At 74.8% G+C, this 14649-nt stretch carries 12 protein-coding genes; 5 read left to right on the top strand and 7 right to left on the bottom strand.

Annotated elements, in window-relative coordinates; genetic code table 11:
- Nucleotides 1-21: 21 nt before the first annotated feature.
- The 5 genes from ABEB09_RS29720 to ABEB09_RS29700 all read right to left on the bottom strand — a co-directional run bounded on the left by ABEB09_RS29720 (nucleotide 22) and on the right by ABEB09_RS29700 (nucleotide 4588).
- Nucleotides 22-837, bottom strand: coding sequence for a 3-hydroxybutyrate dehydrogenase (locus ABEB09_RS29720; protein ID WP_345692997.1), 816 nt, complete (start codon nucleotides 835-837; stop codon nucleotides 22-24).
- Nucleotides 838-892: 55 nt separating this feature from the next.
- Nucleotides 893-1375: an NUDIX hydrolase gene (locus ABEB09_RS29715; protein WP_345692996.1), complete on the bottom strand. Its 483-nt coding sequence runs from the start codon at nucleotides 1373-1375 to the stop codon at nucleotides 893-895.
- Between the two features lie 9 nt (nucleotides 1376-1384).
- Complete coding sequence (gene lnt / locus ABEB09_RS29710) at nucleotides 1385-3016, bottom strand: apolipoprotein N-acyltransferase (protein WP_345692995.1); 1632 nt, start codon at nucleotides 3014-3016, stop codon at nucleotides 1385-1387.
- A 62-nt stretch (nucleotides 3017-3078) separates the two neighbouring features.
- Entirely contained in the window at nucleotides 3079-3705 is a 627-nt protein-coding gene (locus tag ABEB09_RS29705) for a hypothetical protein (protein WP_345692994.1), read from the bottom strand.
- Between the two features lie 97 nt (nucleotides 3706-3802).
- On the bottom strand, nucleotides 3803-4588 hold the full coding sequence (locus ABEB09_RS29700; RefSeq protein ID WP_345692993.1) for a glutamate racemase: 786 nt from the start codon (nucleotides 4586-4588) through the stop codon (nucleotides 3803-3805).
- Nucleotides 4589-4646: 58 nt separating this feature from the next.
- On the opposite strand from ABEB09_RS29700, the gene ABEB09_RS29695 reads away from it, so the two are divergent.
- The gene (locus ABEB09_RS29695) at nucleotides 4647-5828 is read left to right on the top strand and encodes a glycosyltransferase (protein WP_345692992.1); all 1182 of its coding nucleotides are present in this window, start codon (nucleotides 4647-4649) and stop codon (nucleotides 5826-5828) included.
- Between the two features lie 7 nt (nucleotides 5829-5835).
- Here ABEB09_RS29695 and ABEB09_RS29690 read toward each other — a convergent pair whose 3' ends face one another.
- Nucleotides 5836-7227 carry a TerD family protein gene (locus ABEB09_RS29690; RefSeq protein WP_345692991.1) on the bottom strand — a complete coding sequence of 464 codons (1392 nt, stop codon included), beginning with the start codon at nucleotides 7225-7227 and terminating at the stop codon, nucleotides 5836-5838.
- Nucleotides 7228-7463: 236 nt separating this feature from the next.
- Here ABEB09_RS29690 and ABEB09_RS29685 point away from each other — a divergent pair, with 236 nt between their 5' ends.
- The 4 genes from ABEB09_RS29685 (at nucleotide 7464) to ABEB09_RS29670 (ending at nucleotide 12054) form a co-directional block, all read left to right on the top strand.
- Nucleotides 7464-7943 carry a DUF6643 family protein gene (locus ABEB09_RS29685; protein ID WP_345692990.1) on the top strand — a complete coding sequence of 160 codons (480 nt, stop codon included), beginning with the start codon at nucleotides 7464-7466 and terminating at the stop codon, nucleotides 7941-7943.
- 36 nt (nucleotides 7944-7979) lie between these two features.
- A complete protein-coding gene (locus tag ABEB09_RS29680; RefSeq protein ID WP_345692989.1) occupies nucleotides 7980-8858 on the top strand; it encodes an MOSC domain-containing protein in 879 nt (292 codons plus the stop codon).
- Between the two features lie 44 nt (nucleotides 8859-8902).
- Nucleotides 8903-9559 (top strand): Rv1733c family protein, encoded by a 657-nt coding sequence (locus ABEB09_RS29675; RefSeq protein ID WP_380841583.1) that lies wholly within the window; start codon nucleotides 8903-8905, stop codon nucleotides 9557-9559.
- 98 nt (nucleotides 9560-9657) lie between these two features.
- Nucleotides 9658-12054, top strand: coding sequence for a right-handed parallel beta-helix repeat-containing protein (locus ABEB09_RS29670; protein ID WP_345692988.1), 2397 nt, complete (start codon nucleotides 9658-9660; stop codon nucleotides 12052-12054).
- On the opposite strand, the gene ABEB09_RS29665 is transcribed toward ABEB09_RS29670, so the two are convergent.
- A complete protein-coding gene (locus tag ABEB09_RS29665; RefSeq protein ID WP_345692987.1) occupies nucleotides 12024-14459 on the bottom strand; it encodes a hypothetical protein in 2436 nt (811 codons plus the stop codon). The genes ABEB09_RS29670 and ABEB09_RS29665 overlap by 31 nt on opposite strands.
- Nucleotides 14460-14649: the final 190 nt, after the last annotated feature.

The following is a 14649-nucleotide window of genomic DNA, read 5'->3' as shown; positions in this document are numbered from 1 at the left end:
CAACCCCCGTGCGGCCGGCTGTCAGTGGGCGGTCCAGCCGCCGTCGAGGGCGAGGGAGATGCCGGTGACGAACGCGGCCTGCGGGGTGCACAGATAGGCGACGGCCTCGGCGACCTCCTCCGGCTCGACGAGCCGCTTGAGCGCCGCGTCCCTGAGCAGGACGTCGGTGAGAACCCGCTCGGGAGGGATGCCGTGCGCGGCGGCCTGGTCGGCGATCTGCGCCTCGACCAGTGGTGTACGCACATAGCCGGGGCTCACGCAGTTCGAGGTGACGCCATGGGGTGCGCCTTCCAGGGCGGCCGTCTTGGACAGGCCCTCCAGGCCGTGTTTCGCGGCCACATAGGCGGACTTGTAGGCGGAGGCGCGCAACCCGTGGACGGACGACAGGTTGACGATGCGGCCCCACCCCTGGGCGTACATGTGCGGCAGCGCGCCCCTGATCAGGCGGAACGGGGCCTCCAGCATGACGGTCAGGACCGTGTGGAACACGTCCGGCGGGAACTCCTCCAAGGGGCGTACGAGTTGCAGACCGGCGTTGTTGACGAGGACGTCCACGCCCTCGGCGGCCTTCTCCGCGGCGTCGAGGTCGGTGAGGTCGAGGACCTGGGTGCGCACGAGGCCGGGCAGTCCCCCGGCCCGGGCGGCGAGGGCCGCGAGCCCGTCGGCGTCCCGGTCGACGGCCCTGACCTCGGCGCCCGCGGACGCGAGCCGCAGGGCGCAGGCGCGGCCGATGCCGCCGGCGGCGCCGGTGACGAGCGCGGTGCGGCCGCCGAGGTCCAGGGCGACGGAGTGGTGCGGCGGCACAGGGCCGGGGAGGGAGGGTGTGGGCGCGGTCATGCTCCGCACCCTAAGGAGCGGCCCTTCCTCGACCGATGTGGTCAGCGCCCATACTTCAGTGGGCCGGCATGGTGGCGAACCATGTGGGTTCGTCGGTGAGGGCCTGCTTGATCCGGAACACCTCGGCCTCGGTCAGCGGCGGGAGGGTGTCCAGCGGGAACCAGCCCACCTCGGTGGACTCGTCGTCGTTGACCCGGGCCTCGCCGCCCGTGGCACGGCAGCGGAAGGTGATGTTCATGTACTGGCACTCGTCGCCGTTCGGATAGACCACCGGCTGCGGCTCCGCCGCCACGAGCACGACCCGCTCCGCCACGCACTCCACGGCGGTCTCCTCGTACACCTCCCGCACGGCCGCGACGCCCGGCTGCTCCCCCGGCTCGGGGATGCCGCCGCAGAGCGTCCAGCGGCCGTTGTCGGAACGTCGCACGAGCAGCACGCGCCCCTCGTCGTCGAAGACGACGGCGGTGATACCGGGCAGGTGCAGCAGCTGGTGACCGGCGGTGGCCCGAACGGCCTTGATGAAGTCGGGAGTTGCCATACGGCGACCCTACTGGTTCGCCGCGGCCTTCCGGCGGTGGGCGGAGCGGCGTACGGCGCCGAACGCCACCCATCCGAGCCCGCCGACGGCGACGGCGGCGAGTGCCGCCTCGGGGAGGGTTCCCATGCGGGTGGCCGGGGTGAGCGAGGAGCGCAGCGGCACCTCGGCGACCAGCGCGTCCGGCGTGAACATCCGCGACTGCCGCACGATGCCGCCGTCCGGGAGGATGATCGCGCTGACACCGCTGGTGACCGGCACGACCACGGTCCGGCTGTGCTCGACGGCCCGTACGCGGTCCATGGCGAGCTGCTGGTAGGTCATCTCGCTGAACCCGAAGGTGGCGTTGTTGCTCGGTACGGAGATGAGCCGGGCGCCGTGCGTGACGGTGTCGCGGACGGCCCAGTCGAACGCCGCCTCGTAGCAGGTGGCCATGCCGACGCGGGTGCCGGCGAGGTCGAAGACGCCCACCTTCTCGCCGGGGCCGAAGTCGCGGCGAACGCGGTCGACGTCCTTGTTGAAGATCCGTACGAAGGACCGCATCGGGATGTACTCGCCGAAGGGCTGGACGTGCCGCTTGTCGTACGTGGCGACCGGGCCCCGCCGCGGGTCCCACTGCACGAGGGTGTTGCGGAGCGGGCCGGTGTCGGGCGTGAGGACGGCGCCGACGACCGTCGGGACGCCGATCCTCCGGACGGCGCTGTCGATGGCCGTCCGGGCGTCGGGGTTGCGGTACGGGTCCAGGTCGGAGGAGTTCTCCGGCCACAGGACGAAGTCGGGCTGGGCGACCTTGCCGGCGGCGACGTCGTCGGCCAGCTGCTTGGTGCGGTCGGCGTGGTTGTCGAGGACCGCACGGCGCTGGGCGTTGAAGTCGAGGCCGAGGCGGGGCACGTTGCCCTGGATGGCCGCGACGGTCGCGGTGCCGTCCTCGGCGGCGACCGACACCAGCGGCTGGGCGGCCAGGGCGCCGGCGACGGGGGCGAGGACGGCGAGTGCGGCTACGGCGACGGGGCCGCGGCGTGCGGTCGTCGCCGTGGTCCGGGCGGCCCTGTGGGCGAGCACGAGCCGCAGCGCCTCGTACAGGCCGAAGCCGCACAGGACGACGGCGAAGCCGAGCAGGGGGGTGCCGCCCGCGGCGGCGAGGGACAGGAACACGCCGTCCGCCTGCCCGAACGCGACCTTGCCCCAGGGGAAGCCGCCGAAGGGGAAGCGGGCGCGGGCCGCCTCGCCCAGGATCCAGACGGCGGCGGCGAAGACCGGCCACGCGGGCAGCCGCGACACGGCGGCGATGCCCAGGCCGGTGGCGGCGACGAAGAGCGATTCGGCGGCGACCAGCGCCAGCCACGGCACCGGCCCGACCTCCTCGCCGGTCCACACCAGCAGCGGCAGCAGGAACGCGAGCCCGGCCACCAGCCCGAGGCCGAACCCGGCGCGCAGCCGTCGCCCGTACAGGGTCCAGCCGAGGAGGGCGAAGGCCGGCACGGCCAGCCACCACAGGGGGCGGGGCGGGAAGCTCAGGTACAGCAGCACCCCCGCCAGCGCCGCCGCCCCGGGTCGTACGAGCCCTGGCAGGAGGCGCTGTACGCGTCGCTCCTCCTTGCCGGAGGTGGCGGCTACGTCGACGGGGGTGATGGTCGCGCTCACGTGCCGGAGTCTACGGCGCGTCCCTGTGCGACCGTGAGCCCGGCCTTCGGCGGCGGCCGCGATCAGGAGCGGGTGTCCGGCGGCGCCGGGCGCGGGCGGCGCATGCGGAGGCGGTGCCGGATGACCCGTACCGCCGTCTCGGCGTCGTCGACGGTGACCGTGAAGCTCCGGCCGTCGCCCAGCGTGAGGATCAGGCCCTCGCCTCGGCGGACGACGACGGCTGTGCCCTTCTCGGGGCGCCACCGGTAGCCCCAGCCGCCCCAGTGGCGGGGGGTGACCCGGGGGACGAACTCGGCGCCGACCACGTGGTCGAGCGGGATACGGCGGCGGGGCACCCCCATGTGGCCGCAGCGGACCTCGAGCGCGTACTGGTCCACGGTCAGCTCGACGTGGACGAAGGCGAGCGTCCCGAACAGGACGAGCAGTCCGACGGCCACGCAGCCGACCACCGCCATGAGCAGGGCCGCGATGCCTCCGCTCCACGCGGAGTCGACGGCCAGCTCGATGCCGAGCGCCAGGCAGGCGGCGCCGACCGCGGCGAGCAGCCACTGGACGCGGTTGGTCGCCCGTCCGGTCCACTTGTCGGGCACCCTGACCCAGGTCTCGGCCGCTTCCGTGACCGTCTCGGGCAGGGGGGCGACAGGAAGCCGCTCGGTACGCAGATGGTGGTCCCGCTCAGGGTCCCTCATAGTCCGGAGAGTACCCAGCCCCCGGTTTCCACGGCTCCCGGTGCGCCGCGACCGGGTGACCGACGGGCGCCGCCCCGCTCGCGGGGCGGGACGGCGGTCAGGCGACCGCGGCGCCCTGCGCCAGCAGGCGGCCCTCCGCGTAGCCGAGGGCCGCGGCGGGGAGGGGGGAGAGGCGGCCGCTGAGCAGGACCGTGAGACCGGCCCCCGCCGGGGCATCGGGGGCGGGGGCCGCGCCGATGCGGCGCAGCGCCTGGGCCGCGACGGCGTGGGCGGAGCCGTACAGGAGCAGCTCGCCTTCGGCCTTCGCGGCGAGCGCGGTGCGGATGCGCTCCTCGACCAGCTCGTAGTGGGTGCAGCCGAGGACGACGGCCCGGATTCCGGCCGGGGTGAGGGCGACGGCCGCGTCGATCGCGGCGTCGATGCGCTCCTCGTCGGCGTACTGGACGGCGTCGGCGAGGCCGTGGCAGGGCACCCCGGTGACCTCGTGGCCGTCGGCGAACTCGCGGATCAGCCGTCGCTGGTAGGTGCTGCCGGTGGTGGCGGGGGTGGCCCAGATCGCGACGGGGCCGCCGCCGGCCGCGGCGGGCTTGATGGCCGGTACGGTGCCGATGACGGGGATGCGGGGCTCCAGCTCGGCGCGGAGCGCGGGCAGGGCGTGCACCGACGCGGTGTTGCAGGCCACGATGAGGGCGTCCGGGGCGTGGGCGGCGGCGGCTCGGGCCACGGCGAGGGCGTGCTCGGTGATGTCGTCGGGCGTCCGGGGGCCCCACGGCATGCCGTCGGGGTCGGACGACAGGACGAGATCGGCGTCCGGCCGCAGCCGGCGCACCGCGGCGGCCGTCGGCAGCAGCCCGATTCCGGAGTCCATGAGCGCGATCTTCACCCGGTCACCTTAACCGAGGGCCCTCTCCGCCACCCCGATGTGGGGCAGACTGCGACGAATGAGCATTCTTGCGTGGATTGCCCTGGGATCGTGCACCATCTGGGCCTGGCTGCTGCTGGGGCAGGGCTTCTTCTGGCGTACGGATCAGCGTCTGCCGCGCCGGGCGGCCGAGCCGGACCGGTGGCCGTCGGTCGCCGTGGTGGTCCCGGCGCGGGACGAGGCGGAGGTGCTGCCGGTGAGCCTGCCGTCGCTGCTCGGCCAGGACTATCCGGGTGCGGCGGAGGTGTTCCTGGTCGACGACGGGAGTGACGACGGTACGGGCGACCTCGCCCGGCAGCTCGCGGCGCGGCACGGCGGGCTGCCGCTGACGGTGACGTCACCGGGCCCGCCGGAGCCCGGCTGGACCGGCAAGCTGTGGGCGCTGCGGCACGGGATCGGGCTGGCACGCGCGCGTGCCGGGGGCGCGCCGGACTTCCTGCTGTTGACGGACGCGGACATCGCGCACGCGCCGGACAGTCTGCGCACCCTGGTGGCGGCGACGGCGAACGATCTGGACCTGGTGTCGCAGATGGCGCGGCTCCGGGTGGCGGGGGCGTGGGAGCGGCTGATCGTGCCGGCCTTCGTCTACTTCTTCTGTCAGCTCTATCCGTTCCGGTGGATCAACCGGGAGGGCGCCCGGACCACGGCGGCCGCCGGGGGCTGTGTGCTGCTGCGGACGGCGGTCGCCGAGCGGGCGGGCGTACCGGACGCCGTGCGGGGCGCGGTGATCGACGACGTGTCGCTGGCGCGGGCGGTGCGGCGCTGCGGGGGACGGATCTGGCTGGGTCTCGCGGAGCGGGTGGACAGCGTGCGGCCGTATCCGCGGCTGGGTGATCTGTGGCGGATGGTGTCGCGGTGTGCGTACGCGCAGCTCCGGCACAGTGTCCTGCTGCTGGCGGGGACGGTGGCGGGACTGTGCCTCGTCTACCTGGCGCCGCCCGTGTGCCTGGCCGTGGGGCTGTTCGGCGGTGACGCGGTGGCCGCCTGGGCGGGGGGCGCGGCGTGGGCGGTGATGGCCGGCACGTACGCGCCGATGCTCCGCTACTACCGGCAGCCCTTGTGGTGGGCGCCCCTGCTGCCGGTGACGGCGGTGCTGTACCTGCTGATGACGGTCGACTCGGCGGTGCAGCACCACCGCGGCCGGGGCGCCGCCTGGAAGGGGCGTACGTACCCGCGTCCCCAGACGGCGCCCGAGCGGTGAAGGCCGGCTACTTCCTGCCGGGCGTCCAGTTCATGCCCCACCCGTAGGCGCGGTCGATGGTGCGCTGCGGGCTGACGCCCCGCGCGGGGACCAGGTAGCGGGCCTCGCGCTGGACGACGAGGTCGTCGCCCTGACGAGTGATGAGGGCGAGGGCGCAGACGGTGGAGGGGACGGTGCACTCGTCGAGGGAGAACTCGACGGGCGCGCCGTGCTGCGGCTCGAGCGTGACGGTGGCGTGGAGGTCGGCGAAGCTGCGGGCGCCCTCGTAGATGGTGACGAAGACGAGGATCCGGCGGAACGCGTGCCTGTGGTCGAGGTTGATGGTGAGGTTCTCGCCGGTCTCCACCGCTCCGGTGCGGTCGTCGCCGTCGAGGTGGATGTACGGCGGGTGGTGGAGGGCGCCGAAGGTGTTGCCGAGGGCCTGGACGACGCCTTTGTCACCGTTCGTCAGCTCGTAGAGGGCGCACAGGTCCAGGTCGAGGTCGGAGTGGTGGGCGACTGCGCGGCCGCGCTTGGTGCCCCAGCCGCGGAACTGCTTGCGCACGCCCCAGTTGAGGTTCACGCGCATGACGCCGGAGGTTCCGCCCTGTTTGGCGAGGGAGACGGACGGGGCCTCCTTCGTCAGGGTGACTTTCGAGAGGCGTACCGGCGCGGGCGCCGGGGTGACCGGCGTGGCGGGCGGCGGGACCGGGGCGCGGGCCGGTGTGGGCGCCGGGCGCGACACGGGCGCGGGAGCCGGAGCGGGGCGCGGCGCCGGCGCGGGGGCCGGAGCGGGGCGCGGGGCCGGGGCCTGGCGCGGGGCCGGGGCGCGGTGCGGGACCGTCGGCGCGGTGGCCGAGCGGGGCGGCGCGGCCGGCTGCTGGGGCTCGTCCACCGTGATGCCGAAGTCCGTGGCGAGGCCTTCGAGTCCGGTGCCGTAGCCCTGTCCGACGGCTCGGAACTTCCAGGCCCCCTGTCGCCGGTACAGCTCGCCGAGGATGAACGCGGTCTCGACGGTCGCGTCCCGGCTGTCGTACCGCGCGACCTCGGCGCCGGTCGCGGTGTCGAGGACCCGGATGTGGAGGTCCGGTACGCGGGCGAAGCCGCCCCCGTCGGCCGAGGCCGTGAGGACGATCCGCTCGACGGCCGGTTCGACGCCGTCGAGGTCGACGGTGAGGCTGTCCGTCACGGACGCGCCCGACGTGCGCTTTCCCTCGTGCCGTACGGAACCCGAGGGGTGCGTCTGCTGGTTGTAGAACACGAAGTCCGCGTCGGAGCGCACTTTCCCCGACACGAGCAGTAGCGCGGAGGCGTCGACATCCGGCACCCCCGGACCTGAACGCCATCCCAATTCGACGCGAACAGCTCGCGCTCGCACCGGAACATTGGCTCCCTTAAGCATGGACATGCCCGCCCCCATCGCGTGTCGGCCGCCGGTGATTTATGTATCCGCCACGTTAATCCCGCCGTTCAGCCCGTTCCCGGAAGACCCGGCGGTAACCCCTCTCCAGCTCGGCTTTTACACGATCATTACGCCGCGCCGCGACCGATTTTCCCATGTTCGCTCGGATTGGTGTTCCGCGGCCGCCGGAAACCCGTCAAACAAGCGGCTTATCGGCCTTCCAACCAGCACATCGTGGGCTTAACTTAGGGGCCATGACCTCCCCCCGTGCCTCGTACGGCGGTGCGTACTACCACGCGCCGTCGTTCCCGGACACCCCGATCTACGACTCCCTGGTCGCAGAGCGGGGCACGCCTCAGATCGCCCCGATCCGAGTGCCTTCCGCGTACGACACCGGCAGCACGTACCTGCCGGCGCTGCCCGCGGCCCTCCCCGCCCTCCCGGCGGCTCCCGCCCCGCAGCCGACGACGCCCTCGTACGGCGGCGGGTACGGCTACCCCCAGCCGGCCGCTCCGCAGCCCGCCCCGCTGCAGCACGCCCCGGCCCCGTACATCCCGCAGCAGCCCACCGCCCCGCGCGGCTACCCGGGACCGCAGTACCCGCAACAGCAGCAGCGCCCGGTCGCCACCGGTTACGAGGCGATGCGCCCGGCCGCCGCGCCGCGCCCCGCTCCGGCCCCCATGGCCGCGCCCTACGACCCCTACCAGCGGCCGTACCAGGGCGGGGGTTACTGACCCTCCCGAGCGCGGGGCTCCTGGCAGGATGGCGCCATGCCGAGCGAAGAGGTCACGCCGAACCCTGTCCTGAGTTCTCTGCACATCCACCCGGTGAAGGCCCTCGGGGGCTTCTCGCCCGCTCGGGCGGTCGTCGAGCCCTGGGGCCTCGCCGGGGACCGCCGCTGGATGCTCGTCGACACGGCGGGGAAGGCGGTGACGCAGCGTCAGTTCGTGCGGCTCGCCCTGGCGCGCGCCGAGCTGCTGCCCGGCGGGGGCATCCGTGTGGGGGCACCCGGCCGGGCACCGCTGACCGTGGCCGTGCCCGACCCCGTGGCCGTCGGCACGACGGTGGTGGACATCTTCGGCACCAAGGTCGAGGCGGTGCCCGCCGACCCCGCGGCGGACGCCTGGTTCGGCGGCCACCTGGACGCCGAGGTGCGTCTGGTGCACATGGACGACCCGGCGACCCGACGCGCCGTCGACCCCGCGCACGCCCTGCCGGGCGAGACCGTCACCTTCGCGGACGGCTACCCCCTGCTGATCACCACGACCGCCTCGCTGGCGGCGCTCAACTCCCTGATCGCGCGGGGCGACCACGCGGAGGAGGGGCCGCTGCCCATGGAGCGCTTCCGGCCCACCGTCGTCGTCGACGGCACGGCCCCGTGGGAGGAGGACCGGTGGACGCGCATCGCCATCGGCGAGGTCACCTTCCGGGTCGCCAAGCCGTGCGGGCGCTGTGTCGTGACGACCACCGACCAGCGCACGGCCGAGCGCGGCAAGGAACCGCTGCGGACACTCACGCGGCACCGCCGCTTCGGCAACAAGGTCGTGTTCGGGCAGAACCTCGTCCCGGAGTCCACCGGCACCCTGAAGGTGGGCGACCCGGTCACGGTGCTCGCCGCCCGGGAGCCCGGGGAGCCGGCGGGCGCATAGCGCGCGGGCCGCTGGGAACCCGGCCGGTCCGGACCACCGTGACGGTGAAGGACAGGAAGGGGGTGGCGCCGGTGCCCACGGCCACCGGACTGGTGTCCACGGCCGCCGGACTGCGGCGCTGGCGGCACAACGCGCTGTGCCGTACCACCGATCTCGTCGAGGCCTGGGTGGCGTTCGTCGCGCTGCTGCTGCTCTGTGTCGGCGCTCCGCTCGCGGGGCTGCTGGTCGGCGGTGCGGCCGACGCGTCGCTCCAGCGCTCGGCCCGGCTCCAGCAGGAACAGCGGCACACGGTCACCGCCCAGGTCGTCGGCCCCGCCCCGGCCGCCCGGTCGGCGCTGCCGGCCCGGGCCGAGACCGCCGAACAGCAACTGCGGGGCCCGGTCACGGCACGCTGGACGGCACCCGACGGCAGCCACCGCACCGGCACGGTGACCGTCTCGCGGGAGACCGCGGAGCCGGGTGACACGCTCACCCTCTGGACCGACGTACGGGGACGGCCCGTCACCAGGCCGCTCGGCCCGGACACGGCGCGCGAGCACGCCGTCCTGGCCGGGGCGGGCGCGGCCGCCACCGCTGCGGCGCTCGTCGAGGGCGCGCGGCGGCTCGTCGTATGGCGGCTGACGCAGCGGCGGTACGCGCGTCTGGACCGGGCGTGGGCGGCGGCCGGACCCGACTGGGGCCGCACCGGCGCGGGTGGCTGACCGGGCAACTCGCCCTCCTCGCGCGCGCTACGGTGGTGCGACGGGTTCCGCAGCGAGCGGTGCGCGGCGAGCGCACGAGGTGGGGGCAGAGCAGCACCATGGCACAGGGCACGGTCCAGGTGACGCACACCGGAACGTCGCGGTGGCGGCGCCGCACGGGCGAGTACGGCTCCCTCGCCGCAGCTCTGGAGGCCGCGGGTGACGGCGACGTCCTCACCGTCTCCCCGGGCACGTACCGCGAGAACCTGGTCCTGCGGCGGGCGGTGACACTGCGCGGGGCGGACGGCGCGGCCGGCCCGGTGCGGATCGCCCCGGCCGACGGGGTGCCGCTGACCGTGCGCGCCTCGGCGACGGTGCAGGACCTGTACGTCGAGGGGCAGGACGCGGCGGCGCCCGCGCTGCTGGTCGAGGACGGTACGCCGGAGCTGTTGGACCTGCGGATCGTGACGCGTTCGGCGTCGGGGCTGGAGGTGCGGGGTGCGGCCCGGCCCACCGTGCGGCGGTGCACGATCGACAACCCCGCGGGCGTCGGCATCGGTGTGCTGGACGGCGCGGGCGGGGTGTTCGAGGAGTGCGAGATCGTCGCGGCCGGACAGGCGGGCGTCGCGGTGAGCGGCGGCGGCCATCCGCGGCTGGAGCGGTGCCGGATCCACCACGCGTCGGGCGCGGGCCTGTCCGTGACGGGTGAGAACAGCGGCCTGGAGGCCCTCGGCTGCGAGGTGTACGAGATCAAGGGCAGCGGCGTGCGGATCGCCGGGCGGGCCACCGCGCACCTGACGGACTCGTCCGTGCACCGCACGTCGGCGGACGGGATCACGCTCGACACGGACGCGGTGCTGACGCTGTCCGACTGCGACATCCACGACGTCCCGGAGAACGCGGTCGACCTGCGGTCCCGGTCGGTGCTGACGCTGACCCGGTCGAAGGTCCGGCGGTTCGGCCGCAACGGGCTCTCGGTGTGGGACCCGGGGACCCGCGTCGACGCCAACCAGTGCGAGATCCACGACAGTACGGGCGACTACCCGGCGGTGTGGGTGAGCGACGGGGCGACCGCCGTGCTCGACTCCTGCCGGGTGCACGACGTGCCGGACGCCCTGTTCGTCCTCGACCGCGGTTCGCGGGTCGACGTGGTGGACAGCGACCTGGCGCAGGTGCGCAACACGGCGGTGTCCGTGAGCGACGGGGCGACGGCCCAACTGGACGACTGCCGCGTCCGGGAGACCGCCACGGGTGCCTGGTTCCGCGACCACGGCAGCGGCGGCACCCTCGCGAACTGCACGTTCGACGGGGTGCAGACGGGTGTCATCGTCAGCAAGGGCGCCGACCCGACGGTGGAGCGGTGCACGGTCACCTCGCCGGCGGAGGCGGGTTTCTACGTGTCGGCCGAGGGCCGCGGCACGTTCGACGGCTGCCGCGTCTCGGGCAGCGGCGGCTACGGCTTCCATGTGATGGACGGCTGCCGTACGGCGCTGCGGCGGTGCCGTACGGAGCGGTGCGCGCGCGGCGGCTACGAACTGGGCGACGAGGGCCCGGTCGCGGAGGACTGCACGAGCGACGAGAGCGGGGTGCCGTCCCGTACGGAGTCCCTCTCCCCCGCCGCGCCGGCCGGTCCGCTCCTGACGGCGACGCAGACGGTGCCCGCCCAGGCCGCACCACCCGTCGCCGTGGTGGCCGCCCCGGTGGCGCGGGCCTCGGACGACGTGCTGGGCGAGCTGGACGCGCTGGTGGGTCTGGAGAACGTGAAGCGGGAGGTCCGCACGCTCACCAACATGATCGAGGTGGGCCGCAGGCGGCAGGAGGCCGGGCTCAAGGCGGCGTCCGTCCGCCGCCACCTGGTGTTCACCGGCAACCCGGGCACCGGCAAGACGACGGTGGCGCGGCTCTACGGGGAGATCCTGGCGTCCCTCGGCGTGCTGGAGCGGGGCCACTTGGTGGAGGTGTCCCGGGTGGACCTGGTGGGCGAGCACATCGGGTCGACGGCGATCCGTACGCAGGAGGCGTTCGACCGGGCGCGCGGCGGCGTGCTGTTCATCGACGAGGCGTACGCGCTGTCGCCGGAGGACTCGGGGCGGGACTTCGGGCGTGAGGCGATCGACACGCTGGTGAAGCTGATGGAGGACCACCGGGACGCGGTGGTGGTGATCGTCGCCGGGTACACGGCGGAGATGCAGCGGTTCCTGACGGTGAATCCGGGTGTCGCGTCCCGGTTCTCACGGACGATCGAGTTCCCCGACTACGTGCCGGGCGAACTGCTGAGGATCGTGGAGCAGCAGGCCGAGGAGCACGAGTACCGGCTGGGCGCGGGCACGGCGGAGGCGCTGCGGAAGTACTTCGAGGAGCTGCCCAAGGGGCCCGCCTTCGGCAACGGCCGTACCGCGCGCCAGACGTTCGAGTCGATGGTGGAGCGGCACGCGGGGCGGGTCGCCGGGCTCGCCGGGGCGAGCACCGACGACCTGACCCTGCTCTACCCGGAGGACCTGCCCGAGCTGCCCTGAGGGGCGCTGCCGTCGGTGTCGTCGGGGCCGCCCTCGCGCTGCCGCGGTACGGGCAGGGGCAGGGCCGGCGGGAGCCGGTCGAGGAGGGCGGCGCGCTCCCGCGCGAACACCGGGTCGGCCTGGTAGTCGGAGTGGCCAAGGATCGGCTCGGGCAGCGGATGGTCGTCGGTGCGCCCGTACACGACCGGGTCGAGCAGCGCCTTGTGGTCGACCTCGGGCCTGTCGTTCTCGGGGGGCACGCCGACGGGGCCGCCTATCGGGTCGGTGCGGCGGTAGAGGTTGCGCCAGGCGTGCACCTCGCGGTGGAGGGCGGTGAGCGGGCCGGGGCCGAAGTAGGCGGGGAACCAGCGGCCGTACAGCCGCTCCAGCGGGGAGCCGTACGTGAGGAGGGCGACGCGGCGGCGGGTGCCGGGAGGCAGCTGCCAGAGGGCGGCCGCCGCGAGGACGCTGCCCTGGGAGTGGCCGGAGATGACGAGCCGTCCGCCCGTGCGGCCGGTCCAGGAGGCCATGCGCCAGGTGAGGTCGGGCACGGCCCGCTCGGCGTAGCAGGGCGGGGCGAAGGGGTGGGCGGCGCGCGGCCAGAACGTGCCGACGTCCCACAGGATGCCGATGGTGCGCCGCGCGGAGGCATCGCGGTAGGCACGGCGGCCCCAGGTGACGAACAGTATGAAGCCCAGGCCGACCAGCCAGGAGCCGAGCGACTGGGCGGCCTCGGCGGCGCCGTCCACGAGCGCCCCGTCGCCGAACGCCTCGCCGGGCACCTTTCCGCTCAGCCACGCCCCGAGGACGGCGCCCGCGCCGAGCAGCAGGGTGGCGCCCGAGACCAGGCCGACCAGGCCGGGCGCGCGGTCGGTGAGGGCGGCCGTCGCGCGGACGCGGGCGATGCGGCGGGTGCGGACCGGGTCGGGCTGCTCGCCGGCGTACTCGGCCTCGACGACGCGGGCGAGGCGGCGGGCGGTGATCGCGGTACGGGCCACCAGGTAGAGCGCCGGGACGAGCACCACGACCAGGAGGACGGGGATGACGGCGGCCTGCCAGCTGAGCAGCACGGGCGGCCCCTCGATCGGGCCGCGGCCGGTGCCGGGCGTACCGGGCCCGTCGAGCCAGTCGGCGACCCGCTGGGCGACGCCGCCGGTCATGACGCCGCCGAGCGCGCAGGCCAGCATGGCGACGGCGGGCCCCGCGAGGCCGTGCAGGGCGGTACGGGTATGCGGGGCGCGCCGGTAGAGGCGCAGGGCGACGACGGCCAGGGCGAGGACGAGGACGCCCTGAGCGAGGGCGATCACCCGGAAGGTCACGTCACCGGGCAGGGAGCCCTCGGAGCGCCAGCCGGGCCGCGACCAGCCCGCGTACAGCACGGCGACGACGAGGAGGGCGACGGCGGATCCGGGCAGCCAGGTGACCAGGGCCCGGTCGAGCCGGTTGTCGAGGCGCCGCTCGCTGCGGCCGCGGCGGCACACCACCCACACCACGACGAGGGCGCCGGCGACCAGCGCGGCTTCGATGACCGAGCCGAGCACGGCGCGCAGGGTGCTGTCGGCGCCGCGGTCGTGGCGTGCGGCGGCGCCGGCGACGGCCGCGGCGACGGTGAGGACGCCGGCGGCGGTGTGGGCGGCCCGCAGCCGGGCGACCAGCCGGCGGCCGTACCAGAAGCCGGGGCGGCCGAGCACGGGGCGCAGCCCGGCCCGGGTGTCGCCGGGGGCGGGCCGGGGTTCGGCCTCGTCGTCGCCGCGGGGCGGGCGCTGCGCCTCGTACGCGCTCCAGGTCCGGTTGGACAGGTACCACAGGAGGGCGACCAGGGCGGTGGGGACGACGGCGGCGACGGCGAGGCGGCGCCCGGGCTGCGACCACCAGCCGCCCTGCGCGGCGGACAGGAAGCCCAGCCAGGAGCGGTCGCGGCTGCAGGCGGCGGAGCCGGCGCACTGCCAGGCCGTGAGGTCGAGCGCGACCTCACAGGCGGCGGCGGTGAGCAGCACGGTCAGGGTGAGCGCGACGAGCCGGACCAGGACCCCGTAGAGGCGGGCGGAGCGGATGTGGCCGAGCGTGGGCGGGCGCATCCAGTGCGCGAGGTTGGCCACCATGAACGGCAGGAGGAGCAGCCACAGGGCGCGGGCGCCGTTGCCGGAGGTGAGGTTGGACCAGCAGTACGCCTCGGGGACCGGGCCGTCGCGGAACCGGTCGGGTTCGCTCTCGGCGTCGACGTCGTCGGCCCTGCGGTACATGGCGGCCGTCCCGTCGCCGGTGACCCGGACGGTGCGCGGGTCGTCGAGCATGCCGTGCGGGGTGGCCCCGCCGACGCCGTGGACGAGGAGTTCGAGCGCGGCTCCGGGGTTTCTCGGCTCCCGTGCGGCCGGCTCCGGGACGTCCGGCTCCGGCGGGGCCGGCTCCGGTGTGGCTGGGGACACTTGGGTGCTCGCTCTCTGCGGCAGGGGTGTGCGGCCTGGAGGTGCGGCGGGGGTGCGGTCAGCGTGGCCGGTCGCGGCGGTCCGCCGCACGGCTCTCACGTAATCTCCCCGCCGTCACCCGATGTGAAGCACGTGGCAGGATGAGCACGCGTGGCCGGCGGCGTCGACGCCCACGACACGAGGACCACCC

Source organism: Streptomyces coeruleoprunus, from assembly GCF_039542925.1.
GTDB lineage: Bacteria > Actinomycetota > Actinomycetes > Streptomycetales > Streptomycetaceae > Streptomyces > Streptomyces coeruleoprunus.
The sequence above is the reverse complement of the archived record's forward strand: the minus strand, read 5'-3'. Positions and strand labels throughout refer to the sequence as shown.